General features: G+C 70.7%; 19 protein-coding genes. 2 read left to right on the forward strand and 17 right to left on the reverse strand.

The window, feature by feature from the left end; genetic code table 11:
• Positions 1-155 precede the first annotated feature (155 nt).
• The 7 genes from nusB to aroC form a co-directional block, all read right to left on the reverse strand.
• Positions 156-590, reverse strand: a complete 435-nt coding sequence (gene nusB, locus ACFPZI_RS15975; RefSeq protein ID WP_381363571.1) for a transcription antitermination factor NusB — start codon at positions 588-590, stop codon at positions 156-158.
• Between the two features lie 2 nt (positions 591-592).
• Positions 593-1,159 carry an elongation factor P gene (gene efp / locus ACFPZI_RS15980; protein WP_381363573.1) on the reverse strand — a complete coding sequence of 189 codons (567 nt, stop codon included), beginning with the start codon at positions 1,157-1,159 and terminating at the stop codon, positions 593-595.
• A 57-nt stretch (positions 1,160-1,216) separates the two neighbouring features.
• The gene (locus ACFPZI_RS15985) at positions 1,217-2,323 is read right to left on the reverse strand and encodes an aminopeptidase P family protein (RefSeq protein ID WP_381363575.1); all 1,107 of its coding nucleotides are present in this window, start codon (positions 2,321-2,323) and stop codon (positions 1,217-1,219) included.
• Positions 2,324-2,814: 491 nt separating this feature from the next.
• Positions 2,815-3,672, reverse strand: a complete 858-nt coding sequence (locus ACFPZI_RS15990) for a Pro-rich N-terminal domain-containing protein (RefSeq protein WP_381363576.1) — start codon at positions 3,670-3,672, stop codon at positions 2,815-2,817.
• 271 nt (positions 3,673-3,943) lie between these two features.
• The gene (aroB, locus tag ACFPZI_RS15995) at positions 3,944-5,038 is read right to left on the reverse strand and encodes a 3-dehydroquinate synthase (RefSeq protein WP_381363578.1); all 1,095 of its coding nucleotides are present in this window, start codon (positions 5,036-5,038) and stop codon (positions 3,944-3,946) included.
• The gene (locus tag ACFPZI_RS16000; protein ID WP_381363614.1) at positions 5,035-5,517 is read right to left on the reverse strand and encodes a shikimate kinase; all 483 of its coding nucleotides are present in this window, start codon (positions 5,515-5,517) and stop codon (positions 5,035-5,037) included. The genes aroB and ACFPZI_RS16000 overlap by 4 nt, the downstream gene beginning before the upstream one ends.
• 26 nt (positions 5,518-5,543) lie before the next feature.
• Positions 5,544-6,728, reverse strand: a complete 1,185-nt coding sequence (aroC, locus tag ACFPZI_RS16005; RefSeq protein ID WP_381363580.1) for a chorismate synthase — start codon at positions 6,726-6,728, stop codon at positions 5,544-5,546.
• Between the two features lie 417 nt (positions 6,729-7,145).
• Between aroC and ACFPZI_RS16010 the strand changes: the two genes are divergently transcribed.
• Complete coding sequence (locus ACFPZI_RS16010) at positions 7,146-7,592, forward strand: serine/threonine protein kinase (protein WP_381363581.1); 447 nt, start codon at positions 7,146-7,148, stop codon at positions 7,590-7,592.
• Positions 7,593-7,675: 83 nt separating this feature from the next.
• On the opposite strand, the gene ACFPZI_RS16015 is transcribed toward ACFPZI_RS16010, so the two are convergent.
• The 6 genes from ACFPZI_RS16015 to ACFPZI_RS16040 form a co-directional block, all read right to left on the reverse strand.
• Positions 7,676-8,506 (reverse strand): shikimate dehydrogenase, encoded by an 831-nt coding sequence (locus tag ACFPZI_RS16015; protein WP_381363615.1) that lies wholly within the window; start codon positions 8,504-8,506, stop codon positions 7,676-7,678.
• A complete protein-coding gene (gene mltG, locus ACFPZI_RS16020; RefSeq protein WP_381363582.1) occupies positions 8,506-10,353 on the reverse strand; it encodes an endolytic transglycosylase MltG in 1,848 nt (615 codons plus the stop codon). Before mltG ends, ACFPZI_RS16015 begins: the two co-directional genes overlap by 1 nt.
• Positions 10,354-10,477: 124 nt before the next feature.
• A complete protein-coding gene (ruvX, locus tag ACFPZI_RS16025; protein WP_381363616.1) occupies positions 10,478-10,942 on the reverse strand; it encodes a Holliday junction resolvase RuvX in 465 nt (154 codons plus the stop codon).
• A 35-nt stretch (positions 10,943-10,977) separates the two neighbouring features.
• On the reverse strand, positions 10,978-13,650 hold the full coding sequence (gene alaS / locus ACFPZI_RS16030; protein WP_381363584.1) for an alanine--tRNA ligase: 2,673 nt from the start codon (positions 13,648-13,650) through the stop codon (positions 10,978-10,980).
• Entirely contained in the window at positions 13,650-14,021 is a 372-nt protein-coding gene (locus ACFPZI_RS16035; RefSeq protein ID WP_381363586.1) for a hypothetical protein, read from the reverse strand. The genes alaS and ACFPZI_RS16035 overlap by 1 nt, the downstream gene beginning before the upstream one ends.
• 7 nt (positions 14,022-14,028) lie before the next feature.
• Positions 14,029-14,511, reverse strand: a complete 483-nt coding sequence (locus tag ACFPZI_RS16040) for a DUF948 domain-containing protein (RefSeq protein ID WP_381363588.1) — start codon at positions 14,509-14,511, stop codon at positions 14,029-14,031.
• 240 nt (positions 14,512-14,751) lie between these two features.
• On the opposite strand from ACFPZI_RS16040, the gene ACFPZI_RS16045 reads away from it, so the two are divergent.
• Complete coding sequence (locus ACFPZI_RS16045) at positions 14,752-14,916, forward strand: hypothetical protein (RefSeq protein ID WP_381363620.1); 165 nt, start codon at positions 14,752-14,754, stop codon at positions 14,914-14,916.
• 21 nt (positions 14,917-14,937) lie between these two features.
• On the opposite strand, the gene rpsD is transcribed toward ACFPZI_RS16045, so the two are convergent.
• From rpsD to hisS, 4 genes are all read right to left on the reverse strand, one after another.
• Positions 14,938-15,552: a 30S ribosomal protein S4 gene (gene rpsD, locus ACFPZI_RS16050; RefSeq protein WP_381363589.1), complete on the reverse strand. Its 615-nt coding sequence runs from the start codon at positions 15,550-15,552 to the stop codon at positions 14,938-14,940.
• A gap of 327 nt (positions 15,553-15,879) precedes the next feature.
• Positions 15,880-17,235 carry a replication-associated recombination protein A gene (locus ACFPZI_RS16055; protein WP_381363590.1) on the reverse strand — a complete coding sequence of 452 codons (1,356 nt, stop codon included), beginning with the start codon at positions 17,233-17,235 and terminating at the stop codon, positions 15,880-15,882.
• A gap of 85 nt (positions 17,236-17,320) precedes the next feature.
• Positions 17,321-17,980 carry a vitamin K epoxide reductase family protein gene (locus tag ACFPZI_RS16060; RefSeq protein WP_381363592.1) on the reverse strand — a complete coding sequence of 220 codons (660 nt, stop codon included), beginning with the start codon at positions 17,978-17,980 and terminating at the stop codon, positions 17,321-17,323.
• A 289-nt stretch (positions 17,981-18,269) separates the two neighbouring features.
• The gene (gene hisS / locus ACFPZI_RS16065; protein WP_381363594.1) at positions 18,270-19,532 is read right to left on the reverse strand and encodes a histidine--tRNA ligase; all 1,263 of its coding nucleotides are present in this window, start codon (positions 19,530-19,532) and stop codon (positions 18,270-18,272) included.
• Positions 19,533-19,534 lie beyond the last annotated feature (2 nt).

Here is a 19,534-nt window from a genome sequence, read left to right on the forward strand (position 1 = left end):
GGCGGCGTTCGTTCTGCGTGCGTTCCGCGGCCGAGGAGCAGGCCAGGGGTCCGGACGGGGCCCCGGACACGCCGGAGGGCCCGCAGCGGTCGTGCTGCGGGCCCTCCGGCGTGTCTGTGCCGCTCCGGTGCCTGTACGGCAGCGCCGGTGCCGGATCAGACCTCGTCGCGGCGGAGCGAGGGCTTGAGCTCCTTGAACCGGCCGAGGAGGCCGTTGACGAACGAGGGCGACTCGTCCGTGGAGAACTCCTTCGCCATCTGCACCATCTCGTCGAGGACGACGGCGTCCGGGGTCTCGTCGACCCAGACCAGCTCGTACGCGCCGAGACGCAGGATGTTGCGGTCGACGACCGGCATGCGGTCCAGGGTCCAGCCGACCGAGTACTGGGCGATCAGCTCGTCGATGCGCGTCGCGTGTTCCGCGTAGCCCTCGACCAGCTGCATCGTGTACTCGCTCACCGGCGGCTGCCGGGTGTCGGACCGGGAGTGCCGGACCCAGTCCGCGAGGACCGTCAGGACGTCGGCGCCGCGCTGGTCGCCCTCGAAGAGGATCTGGAAGGCGCGCTTGCGGGCCGTGTTGCGGGCAGCCACGGTTAGCTGTTCACCCGGCCGAGGTAGTCGCTCGTACGGGTGTCGACCTTGATCTTCTCACCGGTGGTGATGAAGAGCGGGACCTGGATCTGGTGCCCGGTCTCCAGCGTGGCCGGCTTGGTGCCGCCGGTGGAGCGATCGCCCTGGACGCCCGGCTCGGTCTCGGCGATGGTCAGCTCGACGGCGGCCGGAAGCTCGACGAAGAGCACCTCGCCCTCGTGCTGCGCGACGGTGGCCTCGAAGCCCTCGATGAGGAAGTGGGCGGCGTCGCCGACGGCCTTGCGGTCGATGTGCAGCTGGTCGTAGGTCTCCATGTCCATGAAGACGAAGTAGTCGCCATCCATGTAGGAGAACTGCATGTCCCGCTTGTCGACGGTGGCCGTGTCGACCTTCACACCGGCGTTGAAGGTCTTGTCGACGGTCTTGCCGGAGAGCACGTTCTTGAGCTTGGTGCGCACGAAGGCCGGGCCCTTGCCGGGCTTGACGTGCTGGAACTCGACGACGGACCAGAGCTGGCCGCCTTCGAGCTTGAGCACCATGCCGTTCTTGAGGTCGTTCGTGGAAGCCACGTTGCGGAATCTCCTGGACTGACGTGAGACGACTCGGGGCCGGCACTCGGCGCGAAGCTAGAGCGCCAGCAGCTCCTTGGTCGTGATGGTGAGTAGCTCGGGTCCGCCGTCCGCCTCGGGGCGCACGACGAGCGTGTCATCGATCCGGACACCGCCCCGGCCCGGGAGGTGAACCCCTGGTTCGACGGTGACCGGCACACAAGCGTCCAGTTTACCCATGGTCCCGGGGCTCAGTTGAGGGTCCTCGTCGATTTCGAGTCCGACCCCGTGTCCGATGAGCGTCGGAAGGGCCGCCGCGTACCCCGCGCTGTCCAGTACCTGGCGGGCCGCGCGGTCCACGTCGCGGCAGGCGGCGCCGGGTACGAGGGACTCCCGGCCGGCCCGCTGAGCGGTGAAGACGAGGTCGTACAGCTCGATCTGCCAGTCCGCGGGAGCGGTGCCGATGACGAACGTACGGCCGATCTCGCAGCGGTACCCGAGGTAGGTGGCGCCGAGACAGACGGAGAGGAAGTCGCCCTCCTCCACCCGCCGGTCGGTGGGCCGGTGACCGGGCCGCCCGGCGTTCGGGCCGGTGGCGACGGACGTGGCGAAGGCGGGGCCGTCGGCGCCGTGGTCGACCAGGCGGCGCTCCAGTTCCAGCGCGAGATGACGTTCGGTGCGGCCGACGAGAATGGATTCCAGCAGCTCGCCGAGGGCCTGGTCGGCGATCTCCGCGCCGATACGCAGACAGGAGATCTCCTCCTCGTCCTTGACCACCCTGAGCTGTTCGACGGCGCCGCCGACGTTGGCCAGGCGCAGCCCTGGGACGACCGAGCGGAGAGCGCGGTGCCGGGTCACGGTGAGGTGGTGCTCCTCGACGGCGAGGGAGTCGGCGCCCCCGGTGGCGGCGAGCCCGGCGGCCGCGACGGCGGGATCGCCCCCGGTGCCGGGCACGACGTGCACCCGCAGCGTCTCGTCGGGCCGGGTCTGCCCGGGACGGTCGTCGGGCAGCCCGGGGCACACCAGGAAGTCCTCGGCCGGGCCCAGCAGCAGTACGGCGCCTTCAGGGGCGGGACCCGCGAGATAGCGCACATTGGCGGGCCGGGTGACCAGCGCCGCCGCGCTGCCACCCGCGTTGCAGCATTCCCTCAGCCGCGTCCGGCGGAGCGCGTACACCTCAGACATGTCCCGAGCCTATGAGCGGTGGCCGGAAACCGCCGGTCGAGAGGTCCGAGTGGGCGGCGGTGCGCGGCAGCGTCCCGGGGGCGGTACGACGGGGTGCCGCCCCCTCGGGGATGAAAGCGGCCGTTCTTTCCGGCGGGCGCGCAGCGGGCGCCGGCACCGGCTGCCCTCCCCCGATGCTGCCGCCGCGCAACCCCACAGGGGCTGCTGCAGCCGTAGGGGGTGGGACGTGCGGCAAAAGGGGCAACGGCATGCGCGACTGGTCGTTCTCAGCCGTCCTCGGGCCCTTTCCCGGGAGGGCACCTGGACGTCATGAACCGCGCGGAGCCGTCGCGGGTTCCGCGCGGCGCCCGCTCGTAAACGGCCGTGCCGGCCGTCCCGCGGACCGGCCGGTCCTCAGAGCCTGTCCGGCGGATCCGGCCGACGGAAACCCGTTGTGCCTGCCCACGGCAGGTGGGTGAGGGCTGCTGGTGCGGCCGGCCGCACCGCGTGGCTCACCAGGACGGAGGGCTGGCGATGGACCTGGCGAGGACGTCGTTCAGGACGTCGGCCGTTTCCGGTATGCCGAGCTGGGAGTTGTCGATGATCGGGAGGCCCGAGCCGTACCAGCCGGCCATGCGGCCGTGGATGCGGGCGACCTCCTCGTCGCCGAGACGGCGGTTTCCGGACCGCTCGGCGTTGCGTTCCAGGACGATGTCCAGACCGGGCAGCAGCACGACCGGCAGCAGGCCGGGCCCCACATGCCGTTTCCAGCCACCGAGGCCGACGACCGGGCGGTCGGGGAAGACGGCGTCGTCGAGGATGCAGGAGATCCCGTTGGCGAGGAAGTTGCGCGCGGCGAAGCCGCAGGTGCGGCGGGCCAGGCGGTACTGCGCCTCCGAGTGGTCGTTCCACCCGGTCTGCGGGTCGGCGAAGCCGGACCGCACCCACTCTCGTACGTCGTCCAGGCTGATGTGCGCGGTTGGCACCCGGCGGTGGTCCGCCCAGTACTTGGCGACGCTGGTCTTCCCGGCGCCCGCGGGGCCTATGAGCAGGACCGCGAGGGTCGTGCCGGCCGGGTCGGCCGCCGCGGGGGCCTGTGGGGCACTGGGCATGGCGACGGGGCCGCCGGGCGGCAGCGGCACATGCCCGGTGGTGTCCGGTGGCGGATGCGGGGACTGCGGGACGCCCGTGGGCTGCGGCGTCGGTCCGGGGTGGCCGGGGGCCGTCGGTGGCGCGGGCACCGGGGCGGGCCCCTGGTGCGCTCCCGGGGGATACGCACCCGGATGATGTGCGGCCGGTGACCAGCCGTCGGCCGGTCCGTGCCCCGGTCGGTGGGGCGGCGGCAGCGGAGAACCCACTGGGTGCTGCATCCGGTGCCACTCCGTCTCGGTCTGCTGGGCTCGGTTCACTCGCCGCAGGCGACAAACACTGATGGCAGGGATGGATCCCCGCACTCCCCGACAGCCTAGAGCGTCGGAGCGGCTGTTCGAACGGGTACCGCCCCTGCCGTTGTCCGATGAACGGTCAAAGGCGGCCCTGAGTGCCCTGACCCGCCGGGCCGATTGCCCGGCGGGGCCGGGGGCCTGCCCCGCGCCGGGCACGGGTTTGCCCGGCGGGCAGGCTCCGCGAGGTCCGCGGGTGCTATTCCGCGACTTCTCCGTACGCGGCGAGCAGCACCGCCGGGTCCGGTCCCTCCAGCACGGTGGGCTTGGCAAGGCCGTCGAGGACGATGAAGCGCAGCAGGTCGCCGCGGGACTTCTTGTCGACCCTCATGTTCTCCAGCAGCCTGGGCCACTGGTCGTGGCGGTAGTGCAGGGGCAGCCCGACCGATTCGAGGACGGCGCGGTGCCGGTCGGCGGTGGCGTCGTCCAGCCGGCCGGCGAGCCGGCCGAGTTCGGCGGCGAAGTGCATGCCCACCGACACCGCCGCGCCGTGGCGCCACTTGTAGCGCTCGTTCTTCTCGATGGCGTGCCCGAGGGTGTGACCGTAGTTGAGGATCTCCCGCCGGCCCGCCTCCTTCAGGTCGGAGGAGACGACCTCGGCCTTGACCCGGATCGAGCGCTCGATGAGCTCGGCGGTGTGCGGGCCCGCCGGGGTGCGGGCGGCCTGCGGATCGGCCTCGATGAGGTCGAGGATCACGGGGTCGGCGATGAAGCCGGCCTTGATGACCTCCGCCAGCCCGGAGACGTAGTCGTTGGTCTGGAGGGAGTCCAGGGCGGCGAGGTCGCACAGCACGCCGGTGGGCGGGTGGAAGGCGCCCACGAGGTTCTTGCCCTCGGCGGTGTTGATGCCGGTCTTGCCGCCGACTGCCGCGTCGACCATGGCCAGCACGGTGGTCGGCACCGCGATCCAGCGCACCCCGCGCAGCCAGGTGGCGGCCACGAACCCTGCCAGGTCGGTGCTGGCGCCGCCGCCCACGCCGACGATGACGTCGGTGCGGGTGAACCCGGACTGGCCGAGCGCCTTCCAGCAGTAGGCGGCGACCTCGGCGGTCTTGGCCTCCTCCGCGTTCGGCACCTGGATGGCGATGGCCTCGTAGCCCTGCTCGGCGAGATCGGCGCGGAGCGCCTCGCCGGTCTCGGCCAGGGCCTCGGGGTGCACGACCGCGACCCGCTTGGCGGCGGTCCCGATCAGCCCGCCGAGCTCGCCCAAAAGCTGCCGGCCCACCAGGACCTCGTACGGGTCGGTGCCCGCGGTGCCGCCGATGTGAATCCGCGTCACTGCCTCGCTGCTCATGCTTGTTTCATCTCCAGTGCGTCCAGGGCGGAGGCGGTGACCTCTTCCGGCGTGCGGCCGTCCGTGGCCACGACGGCCGTGGCGGCCTCCTCGTACAGAGGGCGCCGGGCCTCCATCAGCTCGCGCCACTGCTTGCGCGGATTGACCGCGAGCAGCGGCCGGGCAGCGTTGAGGCCGGTGCGCTTGACCGCCTCCTCGACGGCCATCGACAGATAGACGACCCGCTGCCCGGCGAGCAGCGCGCGCGTGTCGGCGTCGAGGATGGCGCCACCGCCCAGGGCCAGGACGCCCTCGTGCTCGGCGAGCGCGGTGCGCACCGCCTGCTTCTCCAGCGCGCGGAAGGCGGCCTCGCCCTCGTCCACGAAGATCTCGGCGATGCTGCGGCCCTGCGCGGCAACGATGTCGTCGTCGGTGTCCCGGTAGCCGACACCCAGCCGCTCGGCCAGCAGGTGCCCGACGGTGGACTTACCGACGCCCATCGGGCCGACCAGCACGATCAGCGGAGTCACCGGATGGCCAGGTTCTCGAGGTAGGACGTCACATTGCGGCGGGTCTCGGTGACACTGTCGCCGCCGAACTTCTCCGCGACCGCGTCCGCGAGGACCAGGGCGACCATGGCCTCGGCGACGATACCGGCCGCCGGTACGGCGCACACGTCGGAGCGCTGGTGGTGGGCGGCGGTCTCCTCACCGGTGACGACGTCCACGGTCTTCAGCGCCCGCGGCACGGTCGCGATCGGCTTCATCGCGGCCCGTACGCGCAGCAGTTCACCGGTGGTCAGACCGCCCTCGGTGCCGCCGGAACGACCCGAGGAGCGCCTGATGCCGTCGTCGGTGGCGACGATCTCGTCGTGCGCCTGGGAGCCGGGCACCCGTGCCAGGCCGAAGCCGTCGCCGACCTCCACGCCCTTGATCGCCTGAATGCCCATCAGGGCGCCCGCCAGCCGGGAGTCGAGACGTCGGTCCCAGTGCACGTGCGAGCCGAGGCCGACCGGTACGCCGTACGCCAGCACCTCGACGACTCCGCCGAGGGTGTCGCCGTCCTTGTGGGCCTGGTCGATCTCCGCGACCATCGCCTTCGACGCGTCCGCGTCCAGGCAGCGCACCGGGTCCTCGTCGAGCTTCTCCACATCGGCCGGGGTCGGGTACACGCCGTAGGGAGCCTTGGCGGCCGCGAGCTCCACGACGTGGGAGACGATCTCGATGCCGGCTGTCTCCTTCAGGTACGACCGGGCCACGGCGCCCAGCGCCACGCGGGCCGCGGTCTCCCGCGCGGAGGCCCGCTCCAGGATCGGACGAGCCTCGTCGAAGCCGTACTTCTGCATGCCGGCGAGGTCGGCGTGGCCGGGGCGCGGACGGGTCAGCGGGGCGTTGCGGGCGAGGCCGGCCAGCACCTCGGGGTCGACCGGGTCGGCCGCCATGACCTGCTCCCACTTCGGCCACTCGGTGTTGCCCACCATGACCGCGACCGGGGAACCGAGGGTGAGGCCGTGCCGGACACCGCCGAGGAAGGTGACCGCGTCACGCTCGAACTTCATCCGGGCACCGCGGCCATAGCCCAGCCGCCGCCTCGCGAGATGGTCCGCCACCATGTCCGTGGTGATCGGCACGCCGGCGGGAAGACCCTCCAGCGTCGCGACGAGTGCGGGACCGTGGGACTCCCCCGCGGTCAGCCAGCGCAACCTGCTCAACGGTGCTCCTCCATGCTCGCGCCCGGTACTGCCCTGCGCACGCGGCGTCGCGTACGGCTACGGCGCGACGGGGTGCGCGGCCCCGGCCCGCCACGTCCGATCCTCCCACGTCCACCCCCTCGACCCGGCCCGCGGTCCACTTGGCGGACGTACGCAGATATGTCTGTGGGCAGGGCAGAACAGGGCCGGCACTGTGATCTGCAACCGGTCGGGGAGGAAACCCGGCCGGCCCCGAGGATCCGACTCTTGACAGATGCCAGAGGTACGCCGGCGGATTGCGGCACCCGGGATGGTGAGCAGCCGGCCCGTGACTTGATCATTTCAAGTCAGCGAGTGCCTCAAAAGAAGCTTCTACACCGCACACATGATCAGTAATCTCCACTCAACTTCCACAATACATAGGACAGTTGGGGCAACATGCGTAAGTTCGCCAAGTCCGCTGCCGTCATCCTTGCAGCGTTCGGGCTCGCCTTCACCTTCTCCTCTTCGGCTCAGGCCGCCAGCAACCCGGTCTCCGTGTGCGGGTCCGGCTACTACATCCAGTCTTCCAAGGAAATGGGCTGGGTGATCAACACCGGTGACCCCCAAGCCATCGTCTATCTCCTGTACAACGCGTCCACTGGCTACAACTGCGTAGTGACTGTGGTGACCGGCGAGCAGGTCAGCAACCCGGTTGGCGCCGGGCTGCGCGCCGAAGGGGGCTCCTGGGTCAAGGACACAGGAAACTACAACTCCTACGCGGGGCCGGTGCGCCTGCGTGGCGCCGGCAAGTGCGTGCAGTACTGGGGCATGACCCGCTGGTGGACCGGGAGCGGCGTCCCCCAGACCTCCGAGTACACCAGCAGCCTCGGCTGGTGCGGCTGATCTCCGTCCGACTCACCGAACCGACGACCGGGGCCCCACCGCTGGCGGTGGGGCCCCGGTCGTTCACTCTCAGGGGACAGACTTCACGACCGGTTGTTCAGGGCGGCCGCTCCGGCCTTGCGCATGGCGGCGAGCGGTGCCGGGACTCGCCCCGTCATCTGCTCGACCTGGAGCACCGCCTGGTGCACCAGCAGGTCGAGGCCGCCGACCACCGCACCGCCGTATGCCGACCAGCGGGCCGCGAGGATGGTGGGCCAGGGGTCGTAGAGCACGTCGAAGAGGGCCGCGGGCCGCTCCGGTACGGCTCGGGCGAGGCTGTCGGTGACGCCCGCCGGGGTCGTGGTGACCACCAGCGGTGCGTGCAGGGCCTGCTCGGCGTCGTCCCAGTCGGCGATGCGCACCGCCACGTCCAGCCGTTCCGCCCACTGCCGCATCTCGGCGCCGCGCGCGGCGCTGCGCACGTAGACGACGACCTCGCCGGCGCAGATCCGGGACAGCGCGGCGAGCGCGGACGACGCGGTGGCTCCGGCTCCGAGGATCGCGGCGGTGTCCACCTTGTCGATGCCGTGCTCGCGCAGGGCGGCGACCATGCCGGGGATGTCGGTGTTGTCGCCCGTCCGGCGGCCGTCCTCGGTGAGGACGACGGTGTTGACCGCGTCGACCGAGGCGGCGGTGTCGCTGATCCCGTCCAGCAACGGAATCACGGCCCGCTTCAGCGGCATGGTCAGCGACAGCCCGGCCCAGTCGTCCCCGAGCGTCTCGAAGAAGCCCGGCAGGGCCTGCTCGTCGACGTCGAAGCGGTCGTACGTCCAGCCCTCCAGCCCCAGCTCCGCGTAGGCGGTGCGGTGCAGCACCGGGGAGAGGGAGTGGGCGATCGGGGAGCCGAGGACGGCGGCGCGGCGGGGTGCGACCATCAGTTGCCCCTCGATGCGTTCCACTTGTCGACCAGCTTCTGGTGCTCGGCGTTGGTCTTGGTGAACTCACTCGTCTTTCCGTCGAGCGAGATGAAGTAGTACCAGCCCTCGTCCGTCGGACTGAGCGCGCCCTTGATGGCGTCCTCGCCCGGGTTGCTGATCGGTCCGGGCGGCAGGCCCTTGTAGAAGTACGTGTTGTAGGGGTTGTCATAGTTCCTGAGCTCGCTGAGGCTCAGGTCGAGCTTGCTCTGGTTCTTGACGTAGTTGTAGGTGGAGTCGAACTCCAGCATGCCGTTGGTCTCGGTGTTGCCCGGCTTGAGCCGGTTGTATATGACCTCGGACATCTTGCGGAAGTCGCTGTGGCTGGTGCCCTCGGCCTGGACGAGGCTCGCCACGGTGACCAGCTGCCACGGGTCCTCCAGCCCGAGACTCTCGGCCTTCTTCTCGACACCTAGCTTCTCGTAGGTCGCGGTGGCCTGCTCGACCATGCTCTTCAGCACGTCCTCGGGCGCCTGTCCCTCGGACACGCCGTAGCTGGAGGGGAACAGGAACCCTTCCAACGGGTCCTTGATATCCTCGCCGTTCACCGCCCAGTCGGGCAGGCCGAGCTTCTCCCAGTCCGCCTTGGCAACCTTCTCGGTGGTCCCGTCCTCGACCTCGAGGCGTTGGTCGATGAGCTTGTAGATCTCGGCGTTGCGCTTGCCCTCGGGGATGACCAGGTTGTTGCGGCTCTTCGGGCTGAGCATCAGCTCGACCGCGCTGGCGGCCGACATCTCCCGCTCGAGCGTGTAGACGCCTTCCTGGATCTTCGTGCCCTGCGCGTTGCCGGCCTGGGCCGCGACGAAGGCGTCGACGCTCTTGACCACGCCTTCCTTCTTGAGTACCTGGCCGATGGCGTACCCGGTCGAGCCTTTGGGGATCGTGACGGTCACCTGCTCGCCGTTCCCGTCGCCCGCGAAGTCCGGGGCGCTGCCGAAACGATCCTTGACGAACTGCCAGCCGACATAGCTCACACCGACCACACCGCCGCCGAGGACCACCACCACCACGAGGCAGGCGACCCCACTGCGTCGCTTCTTGTCCTTGGTGCCCTTGGCTCCCTTGCCACCCTTGGCGCCCCTGCCACGGCGCTCGCCGCGACCGCCGGGCTCATCACCCTCGTCGCCCTCGTCGCCCTCGTCACCCTCGTCACCCTCGTCATCGCCCGAGAAGAAGGCGTGTTCGCCCTGGTCGGGGCCCGGGTCCCAGTCGGTCTGCGGCTCCGGTTCCTCGTCCTGCTCCGGCCGCCGTCGGGGCTCGGCGCTGCGCCGGGCCGGGGGCTCCGGCGGCGGGTAGGCGTCGGGGGTCGCGTAGGGGTCGGGCTGCTGGGCGCCGTACGCCCCGCCCTGCTGCCCGTACGGGTCCGCTGGATCGGCCGCGTAGGGGTCGGGGTGGGCCTGGGCACCGGTCTGCCAGCCACCCGTGTCGTACTGCTGCTGGTCCGGGTGCTGCTGGTCCGGATGCTGCGCCTGCTGGGAGGCGTACTGCTGACCGTACTGCTGCTCGCCGTACTGCTGCTGGTCGTACTGCTGGTGACCCTGCTGCTGGTGACCCTGCTGCTGGTGGCCCTGCTGCTGGTCGTACGGCGCGTACTGCTGCTGTCCGTACCCGCCCTGCTGCTCGGCGGTGCCCCAGTCGCCGTACTGCTGCTGCGGCTGCTGCGGCTGCTGCGGGTAATGCTGCGCCTGGCCGTCGTAAGAGGGCTGCTGACCCTGCTGGGTCTGCTGCCCTGTCCATCCGCCGTCCCCGTACAACGGGTCGTCCGGATGCCACGGTTCGGAGCCTTGGCCCCGGCCATACTCAGTCATCGATCCCCTAGAGCCGCGAGGCGGCGGTCACGCGGCTGTGGGGGTGGCCGGCGTCCGTTCCGCCTCTCTTTCGCGGCGGCTGTTCGAACGCCACCGCATCGCGCGGAACGTTACCGTACCGCGATCACCTCGCCACTTCGACGCCCTCACCGGGCGGCTTGCCTGACACCCGTTCGGATTCAAGGGCCTGCTGGAGGATGATCACGGCGGCGGCCTGGTCGATGACAGAGCGTCCCTTCTTCGACTTCACGCCCGAGGCACGCAGCCCCTGGCTCGCCGTCACCGTCGTCATGCGCTCGTCGACGAGGCGCACGGGCACCGGTGCGATCCCGCGGGCCAGCTCCTGCGTGAAGCCGCGGACCTTGACCGCGGCGGGGCCCTCGCCCCCCTTGAGGGAGCGAGGGAGGCCGACGACGACCTCGATCGGCTCGTACTCCTCCACGAGCTGACGAAGGCGCCGGTGAGCCGCCGGGACGTCCCGGCCGGGGACGGTCTCGACCGGGGTGGCGAGGATCCCGTCGGGGTCGCACGAGGCGACCCCGATCCGGGCGTCCCCGACGTCGATCGCGAGCCGGCGGCCGCGGCGCATGGCCCGACCGCCCGAGGGATCGTTCACCGGTCCGCTCACTTGGCCGTGTCCGCCACGAGCCGTTCGACGGCGTCCACGGCGTCGCCGATGGCGGCCGCGTTCTGGCCGCCGCCCTGGGCGACGTCCGGCTTGCCGCCACCGCCGCCGCCGAGGGTCTTGGCGGCCGCGCGGACCAGGTCACCGGCCTTGAGGCCGCGCTCGCGGGCGGCCTCGTTGGTGGCGATGACCGTGAGGGGCTTGCCGTTGACGGTGGTGAACAGGGCGACGACGGCGGCCCGGCCGCCCTGGATCCGGCCGCGCACGTCGAGCACCAGCTTGCGCAGGTCGTCGGCGGTGGTGCCGTCCGGGACCCGGCCGGTCACCAGGGCGACGCCGTGGACGTCCTTGGCGGACTCGGCGAGGCCTCCGGCGGCCTGGAGCACCTTCTCGGCGCGGAACTTCTCGATCTCCTTCTCGGCGTCCTTGAGCTTGCCGAGCATGGCGGAGACCTTCTCCGGGAGCTCCTCCGGACGGCCCTTGACCAGCTCCTGGAGCTGGGCGACGACCGTGTGCTCGCGGGCGAGGAAGTGGTAGGCGTCCACACCGACCAGGGCCTCGATGCGGCGCACACCGGAACCGATGGAGGACTCGCCGAGCAGCTTGACCAGGCCGAGCTGGGCGGTGTTGTGCACGTGGGTGCCGCCGCACAGCTCCTTGGAGAAGTCGCCGATGGTCACCACACGCACGCGCTCGCCGTACTTCTCGCCGAACTCGGCGATGGCGCCCTGCTTCTTGGCCTCGTCGATGCCCATGACGTCGGCGCGCACGTCGAGGTCGCGGGCGAGCACCTCGTTGATCTTCTGCTCGACGTCGGTCATCACGGCCGTCGGAACGGCGGACGGCGAGCCGAAGTCGAAGCGGAAGCGGCCGGGCTGGTTCTCGGAACCGGCCTGGGCGGCCGTCGGGCCGAGGGCGTCGCGCAGGGCCTGGTGGGTGAGGTGGGTGGCCGAGTGGGCGCGGGCGATGGCCTTGCGGCGCCGCTCGTCGATGGAGACGTGGGCCTTGGCGCCGAGGGTGACCTCGCCGACCTGGACGACGCCCTTGTGCACGTAGACGCCCGGGACCGGCTTCTGGCAGTCGCGGATCTCGATGACGGCACCGGAGTCGGCCCTGATCCGCCCGGTGTCACCGATCTGGCCGCCGCCCTCGGCGTAGAACGGGGTGCGGTCGAGGACGATCTCCACTTCGTCGCCCTCGGTGGCGGCCGGTGAGGAGACGCCGTCGACCAGGATGCCCACGACGGTGGACTCGCCCTCGGTGTCGCTGTAGCCGGTGAAGTCGGTGGCACCGGCCCGGTCGGCGATCTCGCGGTAGGCACCGAGGTCGGCGTGGCCGGTCTTCTTGGCCCGGGCGTCGGCCTTGGCCCGCTCCCGCTGCTCCTTCATGAGCCGGCGGAAGCCGTCCTCGTCCACGGACAGCCCCTGCTCGGCGGCCATCTCCAGGGTGAGGTCGATCGGGAAGCCCCAGGTGTCGTGCAGCAGGAAGGCCCGGTCGCCGGACAGGACCGTGCCACCGGACTGCTTGGTCTCGGTGACAGCGGTGTCGAGAATGTTGGTGCCGGCCTTCAGCGTCTTGAGGAAGGCGTTCTCCTCGGCGACGGCGACCTTCTCGATCCGCTCGCGGTCGGTGACCAGCTCGGGGTACTGCTGCCCCATCATCGCGATGACGACGTCGACCAGGTCCTTGACGACCGGGCCGGTGGCGCCGAGGAGGCGCATGGTGCGGATGGCGCGGCGCATGATGCGGCGCAGCACGTAGCCGCGGCCCTCGTTGCCGGGGGTGACGCCGTCGCCGATGAGCATCACGGAGGTGCGCATGTGATCGGTGACCACCCGCAGCGAGACGTCCGACTCCTGGGCGTCCCCGTACCGGACGCCGGTCAGGGCGGTGGCCTTGTCGATGACGGCCATGGAGGTGTCGATCTCGTACAGGTTCTGCACGCCCTGCAGAATCATGGCGAGCCGCTCGAGACCGAGACCGGTGTCGATGTTCCGGCTCGGCAGGTCCCCGAGGATCTCGAAGTTGTCCTTGCCGATGCCCTCGCCCCGCTCGTACTGCATGAAGACGAGGTTCCAGATCTCCACGTACCGCTCGTCGTTGACGGCGGGGCCGCCCTCGGCGCCGAACTCGGGGCCGCGGTCGTAGTTGATCTCGGAGCAGGGGCCGCAGGGGCCGGGGACGCCCATGGACCAGTAGTTGTCCTTCATGCCCAGGCGCTGGATGCGTTCCTCGGGCACGCCGACCACGTCGCGCCAGATGCGCTCGGCCTCGTCGTCGTCCTTGTAGACGGTGATCCACAGCCGCTCGGGGTCGAGGCCGTAGCCACCCTTGTCCTGGGGGCTGGTGAGCAGCTCCCAGGCGAGCTTGACGGCGCCTTCCTTGAAGTAGTCGCCGAAGGAGAAGTTGCCGCACATCTGGAAGAACGTGCCGTGCCGGGTGGTCTTGCCGACCTCTTCGATGTCCGGCGTACGGACGCACTTCTGGACGCTGGTGGCGCGCGCGAAGGGCGGCTTGACCTCACCCAGGAAGTAGGGCTTGAAGGGCACCATGCCGGCCGGGACGAGGAGCAGAGTCGGGTCGTCCGCGATGAGCGACGCCGAAGGGACGGCGGTGTGCCCGCGCTCCTCGAAGAAGCTCAGCCAGCGGCGGCGGATCTCGGCCGACTCCATCAGTGGTCCTCATTCCGGTTGTACGGGTTCGTCAGGTACGCCGAACCCTCGGCGTACCGTGGCTTGCTCTTCGGGCTGTTCCGGTTCTCGATGGCGGCGTACCGGCCGGGCCCCGGGAGTTCCCGGTCGACGGGGGCGTCGAGGCCGAGGGCGTCGCCCAGTTCGGCCTCGCGCCGGGCCATGTTGTCGCGGACGTCGAGGGCGAAGTCCACCGCCCGGTCCTTGATGCGGCCGCCGGTCTCGATCGCCTTGTTCGCCGCGGTCGCGGCGAGGCTCTCGGGCGTCAGCTGCCTCAGTTTCCGGTTGACCTTGGTGGTGGCCCACACGCCTGCGGCGACGCCGGTGGTGAACCAGAACGTACGGCGGAACATCGCTGGGTCAGTCCTTCTTTCCCCGGGTACGCCTCGCCCGCCGCGTGCCCGGGACGGTGCGGCCCACGATCACGGTGCGGCCCGGCGCCTTCGCGGGCTCGGTCCTGGCGGAGTCCGTCCTGGCGGGCGCATCCTCCCTGCGGCCGCTGACGGCCCGGCGCACGCCGTAGCCGAACGCGGCGACCTTGACCAGCGGGCCGCCGAAGGTGGAGGCGACGGTGGTCGACAGGGCGGAGGCGTTGGAGGTGACCTCCTGGACGTCGGAGGCGATCGCGTCGACCCGCTCGATCTGGGTCTGCGCGGAACGCACCGCGGTGGAGGCGTCGGCCAGCAGCGGGACGGCCTGGTCGGTCACGTCCGCCACGAGCTTGGTGGTCGCCCGGAGCGTCTGGGCCAGCCTCGCCAGTGCGACGGCGAGGAAGGAGACCAGGATCGCCCAGAACACGGCCACCAGGATTCCGGCCACCTCTCCACCGGACACTGTGCGCACCTGCTCCCTGAGAAACGTGCCTGAACATCGAGAAAATCGTGCACCGAGCCTATCGCGCCACCGGCGGGACTCCGTACCGGATTACCGCCCGCCGCGGGCGGAGTCGGGGGAAGCGAATGCACGTTCGGAACACGGTTCAGTACGTTCCGTGTTCCATGGGGGGCAGGACGAGGGGCGGATGCGGGAGCTGTGCCGGCGTCTCGGCGGCATCCCGCTCGCGATCGAGCCGGGCGGCTGGGCGTGCTGTCGCCGGGGCAGGTGCTGGAGCGGCTCGGCGACCGGTTCCGGCTGCTGACCGGCCGGGGCCGGGACGCGCACGGGACCGTGCGGCACGCGGCGGCCGGGGCGCCCACGCAGCAGCCCGCCGCCTCGCCCACCCGTAGGGGCGGGGAGACGGCGGGCTGAGTCACCGCGTGCCTGCTGGGGTCAGCGGGCGTAGTACTCGACGACGAGCTGCTCGTCGCAGATCACCGGGATCTCCTTGCGGTTCGGCTCACGGTCCAGGCGGAACGCCAGGGACTTGAGGTTCACCTGGAGGTAGCGCGGGGTCTCGCCGTCGGGGGCGAAGCCACCCTCGCGGGCGATCGTGAACAGCGTCTTGTCCTTGCTGCGCTCACGGACCTGCACGACGTCGTCCGGGCGGACACGGAAGGAGGGCTTGTCGACCTTCTTGCCGTTGACCTGGATGTGGCCGTGGGTGACCATCTGGCGGGCCTGGTAGATCGTGCGGGCGATGCCCGAACGCAGGACCAGGGCGTCAAGACGGCGCTCGAGCTCGATGACGAGCGCTTCACCGGTCTTGAGCGACGTCTTGGCGGCACGCTCGTACGCGCGGACGAGCTGGCGCTCGCTGACGTCGTACTGGGCGCGCAGACGCTGCTTCTCCAGCAGACGGACCTTGTAGTCCGAGTTCTGCTTGCGGCCGCGGCCGTGCTCACCCGGCGGGTAGGGGCGGGCCTCGAAGTACTTGACGGCCTTCGGGGTCAGCGCGATACCCAGGGCACGCGACTTCTTGACCTTGGGGCGGGGCTGATTCGCCACTGTCTCTTTCACCTTCGTGTTGTCGGCTCACCAGGGTTAAGGGAGGTCGCATCCGCAGTCGGGGAAACCCCGCGGGTCCGCTCGGGACCTGCCGGGCAGCCGCTCCCCTGGTCTGGGCACATACGTGCAGCACGCGAGTGGCCCACCGGCCGGTCCCGGGACTCCGGGTGGTGGTGGGCTGCCCGCGACACCGTTCGACGGTGCGCGACACTCCTGGATTCCCTGTCCCGGGGGACGGGTCTCCGGCTGGATGTCCCGCTCTGGTGGTGCCGGTCTCCCTTGCGGGGCCGGACGCGGGACGCAGCTTCGGGCGATTCTACAGGGTGCTCACGGCTGCTTCCGACCGAGGTGCTTCCTGGTCCACTCCACCGCGTCGGCGTACCGCGCCTCGGCACCGTGCCGGGTGGGTTCGTAGTACGCGCGACCCTTGAGGGCGTCGGGAGCGTACTGCTGCTGGGCGATGCCCTCGGGCAGGTCGTGCGGATACACGTACCCCTGGGCGTGGCCCAGCTTGGCCGCGCCCTTGTAGTGCCCGTCACGCAGATGGGCCGGCACGGGTCCGGCCAGGCCCTTGCGGACGTCGTCGAGGGCGGCGCCGATCGCGGTGGTGGCCGCGTTGGACTTGGGGGCGAGGGCGAGGGCGATGGTGGCGTGGCTGAGGGTGAGGGCGGCCTCGGGGAAGCCGATCATGGCGACGGCCTGGGCGGCTGCGACCGCGATGGGCAGCGCGTTCGGATCGGCGAGGCCGATGTCCTCGCTGGCGGAGATCATCAGGCGGCGGGCGATGAAGCGGGGGTCCTCGCCGGCCTCGATCATCCGGGCCAGGTAGTGCAGGGCGGCGTCCACGTCGGAGCCGCGGATGGACTTGATCAGGGCGCTGGCGACGTCGTAGTGCTGGTCGCCCGAGCGGTCGTACTTCACGGCGGCCCGGTCGACCGTCTCCTCCAGCGTGGCCAGGGAGACCTCCGTCTCGCCCTTGTCCAGCGCGGCCCCCGCCGCGGCCTCCAGGGCGGTCAGGGCACGGCGGGCGTCGCCTCCGGCGATGCGCACCAGGTGGTCGCCGGTGTCCTCGGGGAGGGTGAGGGCGCCCTTCAGGCCCCGCTCGTCGCCGAGCGCACGGTGCAGCAGGTCCCTGATGTCGTCGTCGGTCAGGGGTTCGAGGGTGAGCAGGAGCGAGCGGGACAGCAGCGGGGAGATGACTGAGAAGTAGGGGTTCTCGGTGGTCGCGGCGATCAGCGTGACCCAGCGGTTCTCGACCGCGGGGAGCAGGGAATCCTGCTGGGCCTTGCTGAAGCGGTGGATCTCGTCGAGGAAGAGGACGGTCTCCTTGCCGTATCCGCCGGAGGCGCGGCGGGCGCCGTCGATGACCGCGCGGACCTCCTTGACGCCCGCGGTGATCGCCGACAGTTCGACGAAGCGCCGGTCGGTGGCCTTGGACACGACGTGGGCCAGGGTCGTCTTGCCGGTGCCGGGCGGTCCCCACAGGAACACCGAGGACGGGCCCGCGGGGCCGGAGGCGCCCTCGCCGACCAGCCGGCGCATGGGTGAGCCGGGCTTCAGCAGATGCTGTTGGCCCACCACCTCGTTGAGGGTGCGCGGGCGCATCCGGACGGCGAGAGGGCTGCCGGTCGGGTCCTTTTCCTGGCGGTCTTCGGCTGCGGCGGTGAACAGATCGGGCTCCACACCGAAACCCTAAAGGACCGCACCGACAGCGCGGGGCGCGGTCGGTGCGGTCCTTGTGACCCCGGGGTCGGTGGGGTACCGGCGGTCAGCTGGTCCAGAACTCCCACCAGCGGGTCAGGATCAGCATGCCGATGATGCCGATGTGCAGTACGGGCATGACCCAGGTGAACTCGCCGAAGAAGTTCTTGAGCCAGCCGGGGGCGGGCAGGAAGCCCTTGCGGATGTTGAACGACGTGACGTACCAGAACATGATGATCGTGGCGACCCAGGCCAGGCAGCACCACAGGCACAGGGCGTTGATCCGGTACAGGGACTGGAACATCAGCCAGGCGCAGAAGACGGTGCCGAAGAGGGTGCCCGCGTTGAGGGTGAGCCAGTACCAGCGAGGGAAGCGGGCCCCGGCGAGCAGGCTCATGCCCACGCAGATGACGATGCCGTAGGTCACGAGGCCCAGCATCGGGTTGGGGAAGCCGAAGACGCTCGCCTGGTCGCTCTCCATGATGCTGCCGCAGGAGACCACCGGGTTGAGGCTGCAGCCGGGGACGTAGGTCTCGCCCTTGACCTTGGCCTCGAGCAGTTTGAACTTGTCCAGCGTGATGATCCACGCGGCGAGTACACCGGCGGCGCCGGTGATGACCAGCAGCAGGGCGAACGCACGGCCGGCGCCCTCGCGCGGCGGCCCGGCTACGGGCCCCGGCACGGGGTCGGGCTCGGTGGAAACGTCCTTCACTGTCGTCTTGCTCATCACGCCGATTCCGTCACTGGAGAGTGTGGACCTGCTTCGGGCAGGGCCATTGTGCCGCACGTGACTGTGGATCCACCGTCCGCCGGCCACAAGAGCGTATGAACAGGCCCCGCGGGCGTACGGTTTCGGCCGCAGTATGTGCCCCGGCCGCACATACACTCCAGCCTAAGTCCCCGGTCGAGGGAATCGACGTCCGCGATGTTGACGCGACGACGGTGCATCGACGCCGAAGGCGCCGGGCCCGCTGGGGCACACCGGCGCCTTCATGCGCGGGAGGGAAGGGCGGGGCTCAGCCCAGCCGGGCCTCCAGCTCGGCCACGATCTCGTTGACGCCCACCGCGGTCTGCTCGCCGGACTCCATGTCCTTGAGCTGGACGACACCCTCGGCGAGATCGCGCTCGCCGAGCACCAGGGCGTAGCGCGCGCCCGAGCGGTTGGCCGCCTTCATCGCCGCCTTCAGTCCCTTGCCGCCGTAGGCGAAGTCGGCGGCGACGCCGTTCTTGCGCAGTTCGGTGACCTTGGCGAACAGCACCCGGCGGGCCTCCTCGCCGAGCGGGACGGCGAAGACACTGGTGGTCGTCGGGAGCTCGAGCGTGACGCCCTCCGCCTCCAGGGCCAGCACCGTGCGGTCGACACCGAGCGCCCAGCCGACGGACGGCAGCGCGGGGCCACCGATCATCTCCGAGAGACCGTCGTAGCGGCCGCCGCCGCCCACCGCGGACTGGGAACCCAGACCGTCGTGGACGAACTCGAAGGTGGTGCGCGTGTAGTAGTCCAGCCCCCGCACCAGCCTGGGGTCGTCCTCGAAGGCGACGCCCGCGGCCGTGACCAGCTCGCGGACCTCCTCGTGGTACGTCTTGCAGGCGTCGCACAGGTAGTCGCGCAGCAGGGGGGCACCGGTCAGCTGCTTCTGCACCGCCTCCCGCTTGTCGTCCAGGACGCGCAGCGGGTTGATCTCCGCGCGGCGCAGGGTGTCCTCGTCCAGGTCCAGTCCGCGCAGGAAGTCCTGGAGCGCGGCCCGGTAGACGGGGCGGCACTCCTTGTCGCCCAGGGAGTTCAGCAGGATGCGGAATTCGCTGAGCCCCAGGGAGCGGTACGCCTGGTCGGCCAGGATGATCAGCTCGGCGTCGAGCGCCGGGTCCTCGGCACCGATCGCCTCGGCGCCGACCTGGGAGAAGTGACGGTAGCGGCCCTTCTGGGGGCGCTCGTAGCGGTAGTACGAGCCGGAGTACCAGAGCTTGACCGGGAGGTTGCCCGCCTTGTGCAGGTTGGCCTCCAGGGCCGCGCGCAGCACGGAGGCCGTGCCCTCGGGCCGCAGGGCGAGGCGGTCGCCGCCCTTGGTCTCGAAGGCGTACATCTCCTTGGTCACGATGTCGGTGGACTCGCCGACACCGCGCGCGAACAGCTCGACGTTCTCGAAGCCGGGTGTCTCGATGTAGCCGTAGCCGGAGCCGCGCAGCGGGGCGGCGATGGCCTCGCGGACGGCGAGGTACGTGGCGCTGTCCGGCGGGATCAGGTCGTAGGTGCCCTTGGGGGCCTTGAAGGTGCTCACGG

The sequence above is a fragment of the Streptomyces chlorus genome (assembly GCF_042655885.1).
In the GTDB taxonomy this organism is placed as follows: domain Bacteria; phylum Actinomycetota; class Actinomycetes; order Streptomycetales; family Streptomycetaceae; genus Streptomyces; species Streptomyces chlorus.

Coding starts and splice junctions, on each gene's coding strand:
- ACFPZI_RS15985 (WP_381363575.1), bottom strand. CDS start 2,323: ATGTCTGAGGTGTACGCGCTCCGCCGGACGCGGCTGAGGGAATGCTGC.
- ACFPZI_RS15990 (WP_381363576.1), bottom strand. CDS start 3,672: ATGCAGCACCCAGTGGGTTCTCCGCTGCCGCCGCCCCACCGACCGGGG.
- aroB (WP_381363578.1), bottom strand. CDS start 5,038: ATGAGCAGCGAGGCAGTGACGCGGATTCACATCGGCGGCACCGCGGGC.
- ACFPZI_RS16000 (WP_381363614.1), bottom strand. CDS start 5,517: ATGGGCGTCGGTAAGTCCACCGTCGGGCACCTGCTGGCCGAGCGGCTG.
- ACFPZI_RS16010 (WP_381363581.1), top strand. CDS start 7,146: ATGCGTAAGTTCGCCAAGTCCGCTGCCGTCATCCTTGCAGCGTTCGGG.
- ACFPZI_RS16015 (WP_381363615.1), bottom strand. CDS start 8,506: ATGGTCGCACCCCGCCGCGCCGCCGTCCTCGGCTCCCCGATCGCCCAC.
- mltG (WP_381363582.1), bottom strand. CDS start 10,353: ATGACTGAGTATGGCCGGGGCCAAGGCTCCGAACCGTGGCATCCGGAC.
- ruvX (WP_381363616.1), bottom strand. CDS start 10,942: ATGCGCCGCGGCCGCCGGCTCGCGATCGACGTCGGGGACGCCCGGATC.
- alaS (WP_381363584.1), bottom strand. CDS start 13,650: ATGGAGTCGGCCGAGATCCGCCGCCGCTGGCTGAGCTTCTTCGAGGAG.
- ACFPZI_RS16035 (WP_381363586.1), bottom strand. CDS start 14,021: ATGTTCCGCCGTACGTTCTGGTTCACCACCGGCGTCGCCGCAGGCGTG.
- ACFPZI_RS16060 (WP_381363592.1), bottom strand. CDS start 17,980: ATGAGCAAGACGACAGTGAAGGACGTTTCCACCGAGCCCGACCCCGTG.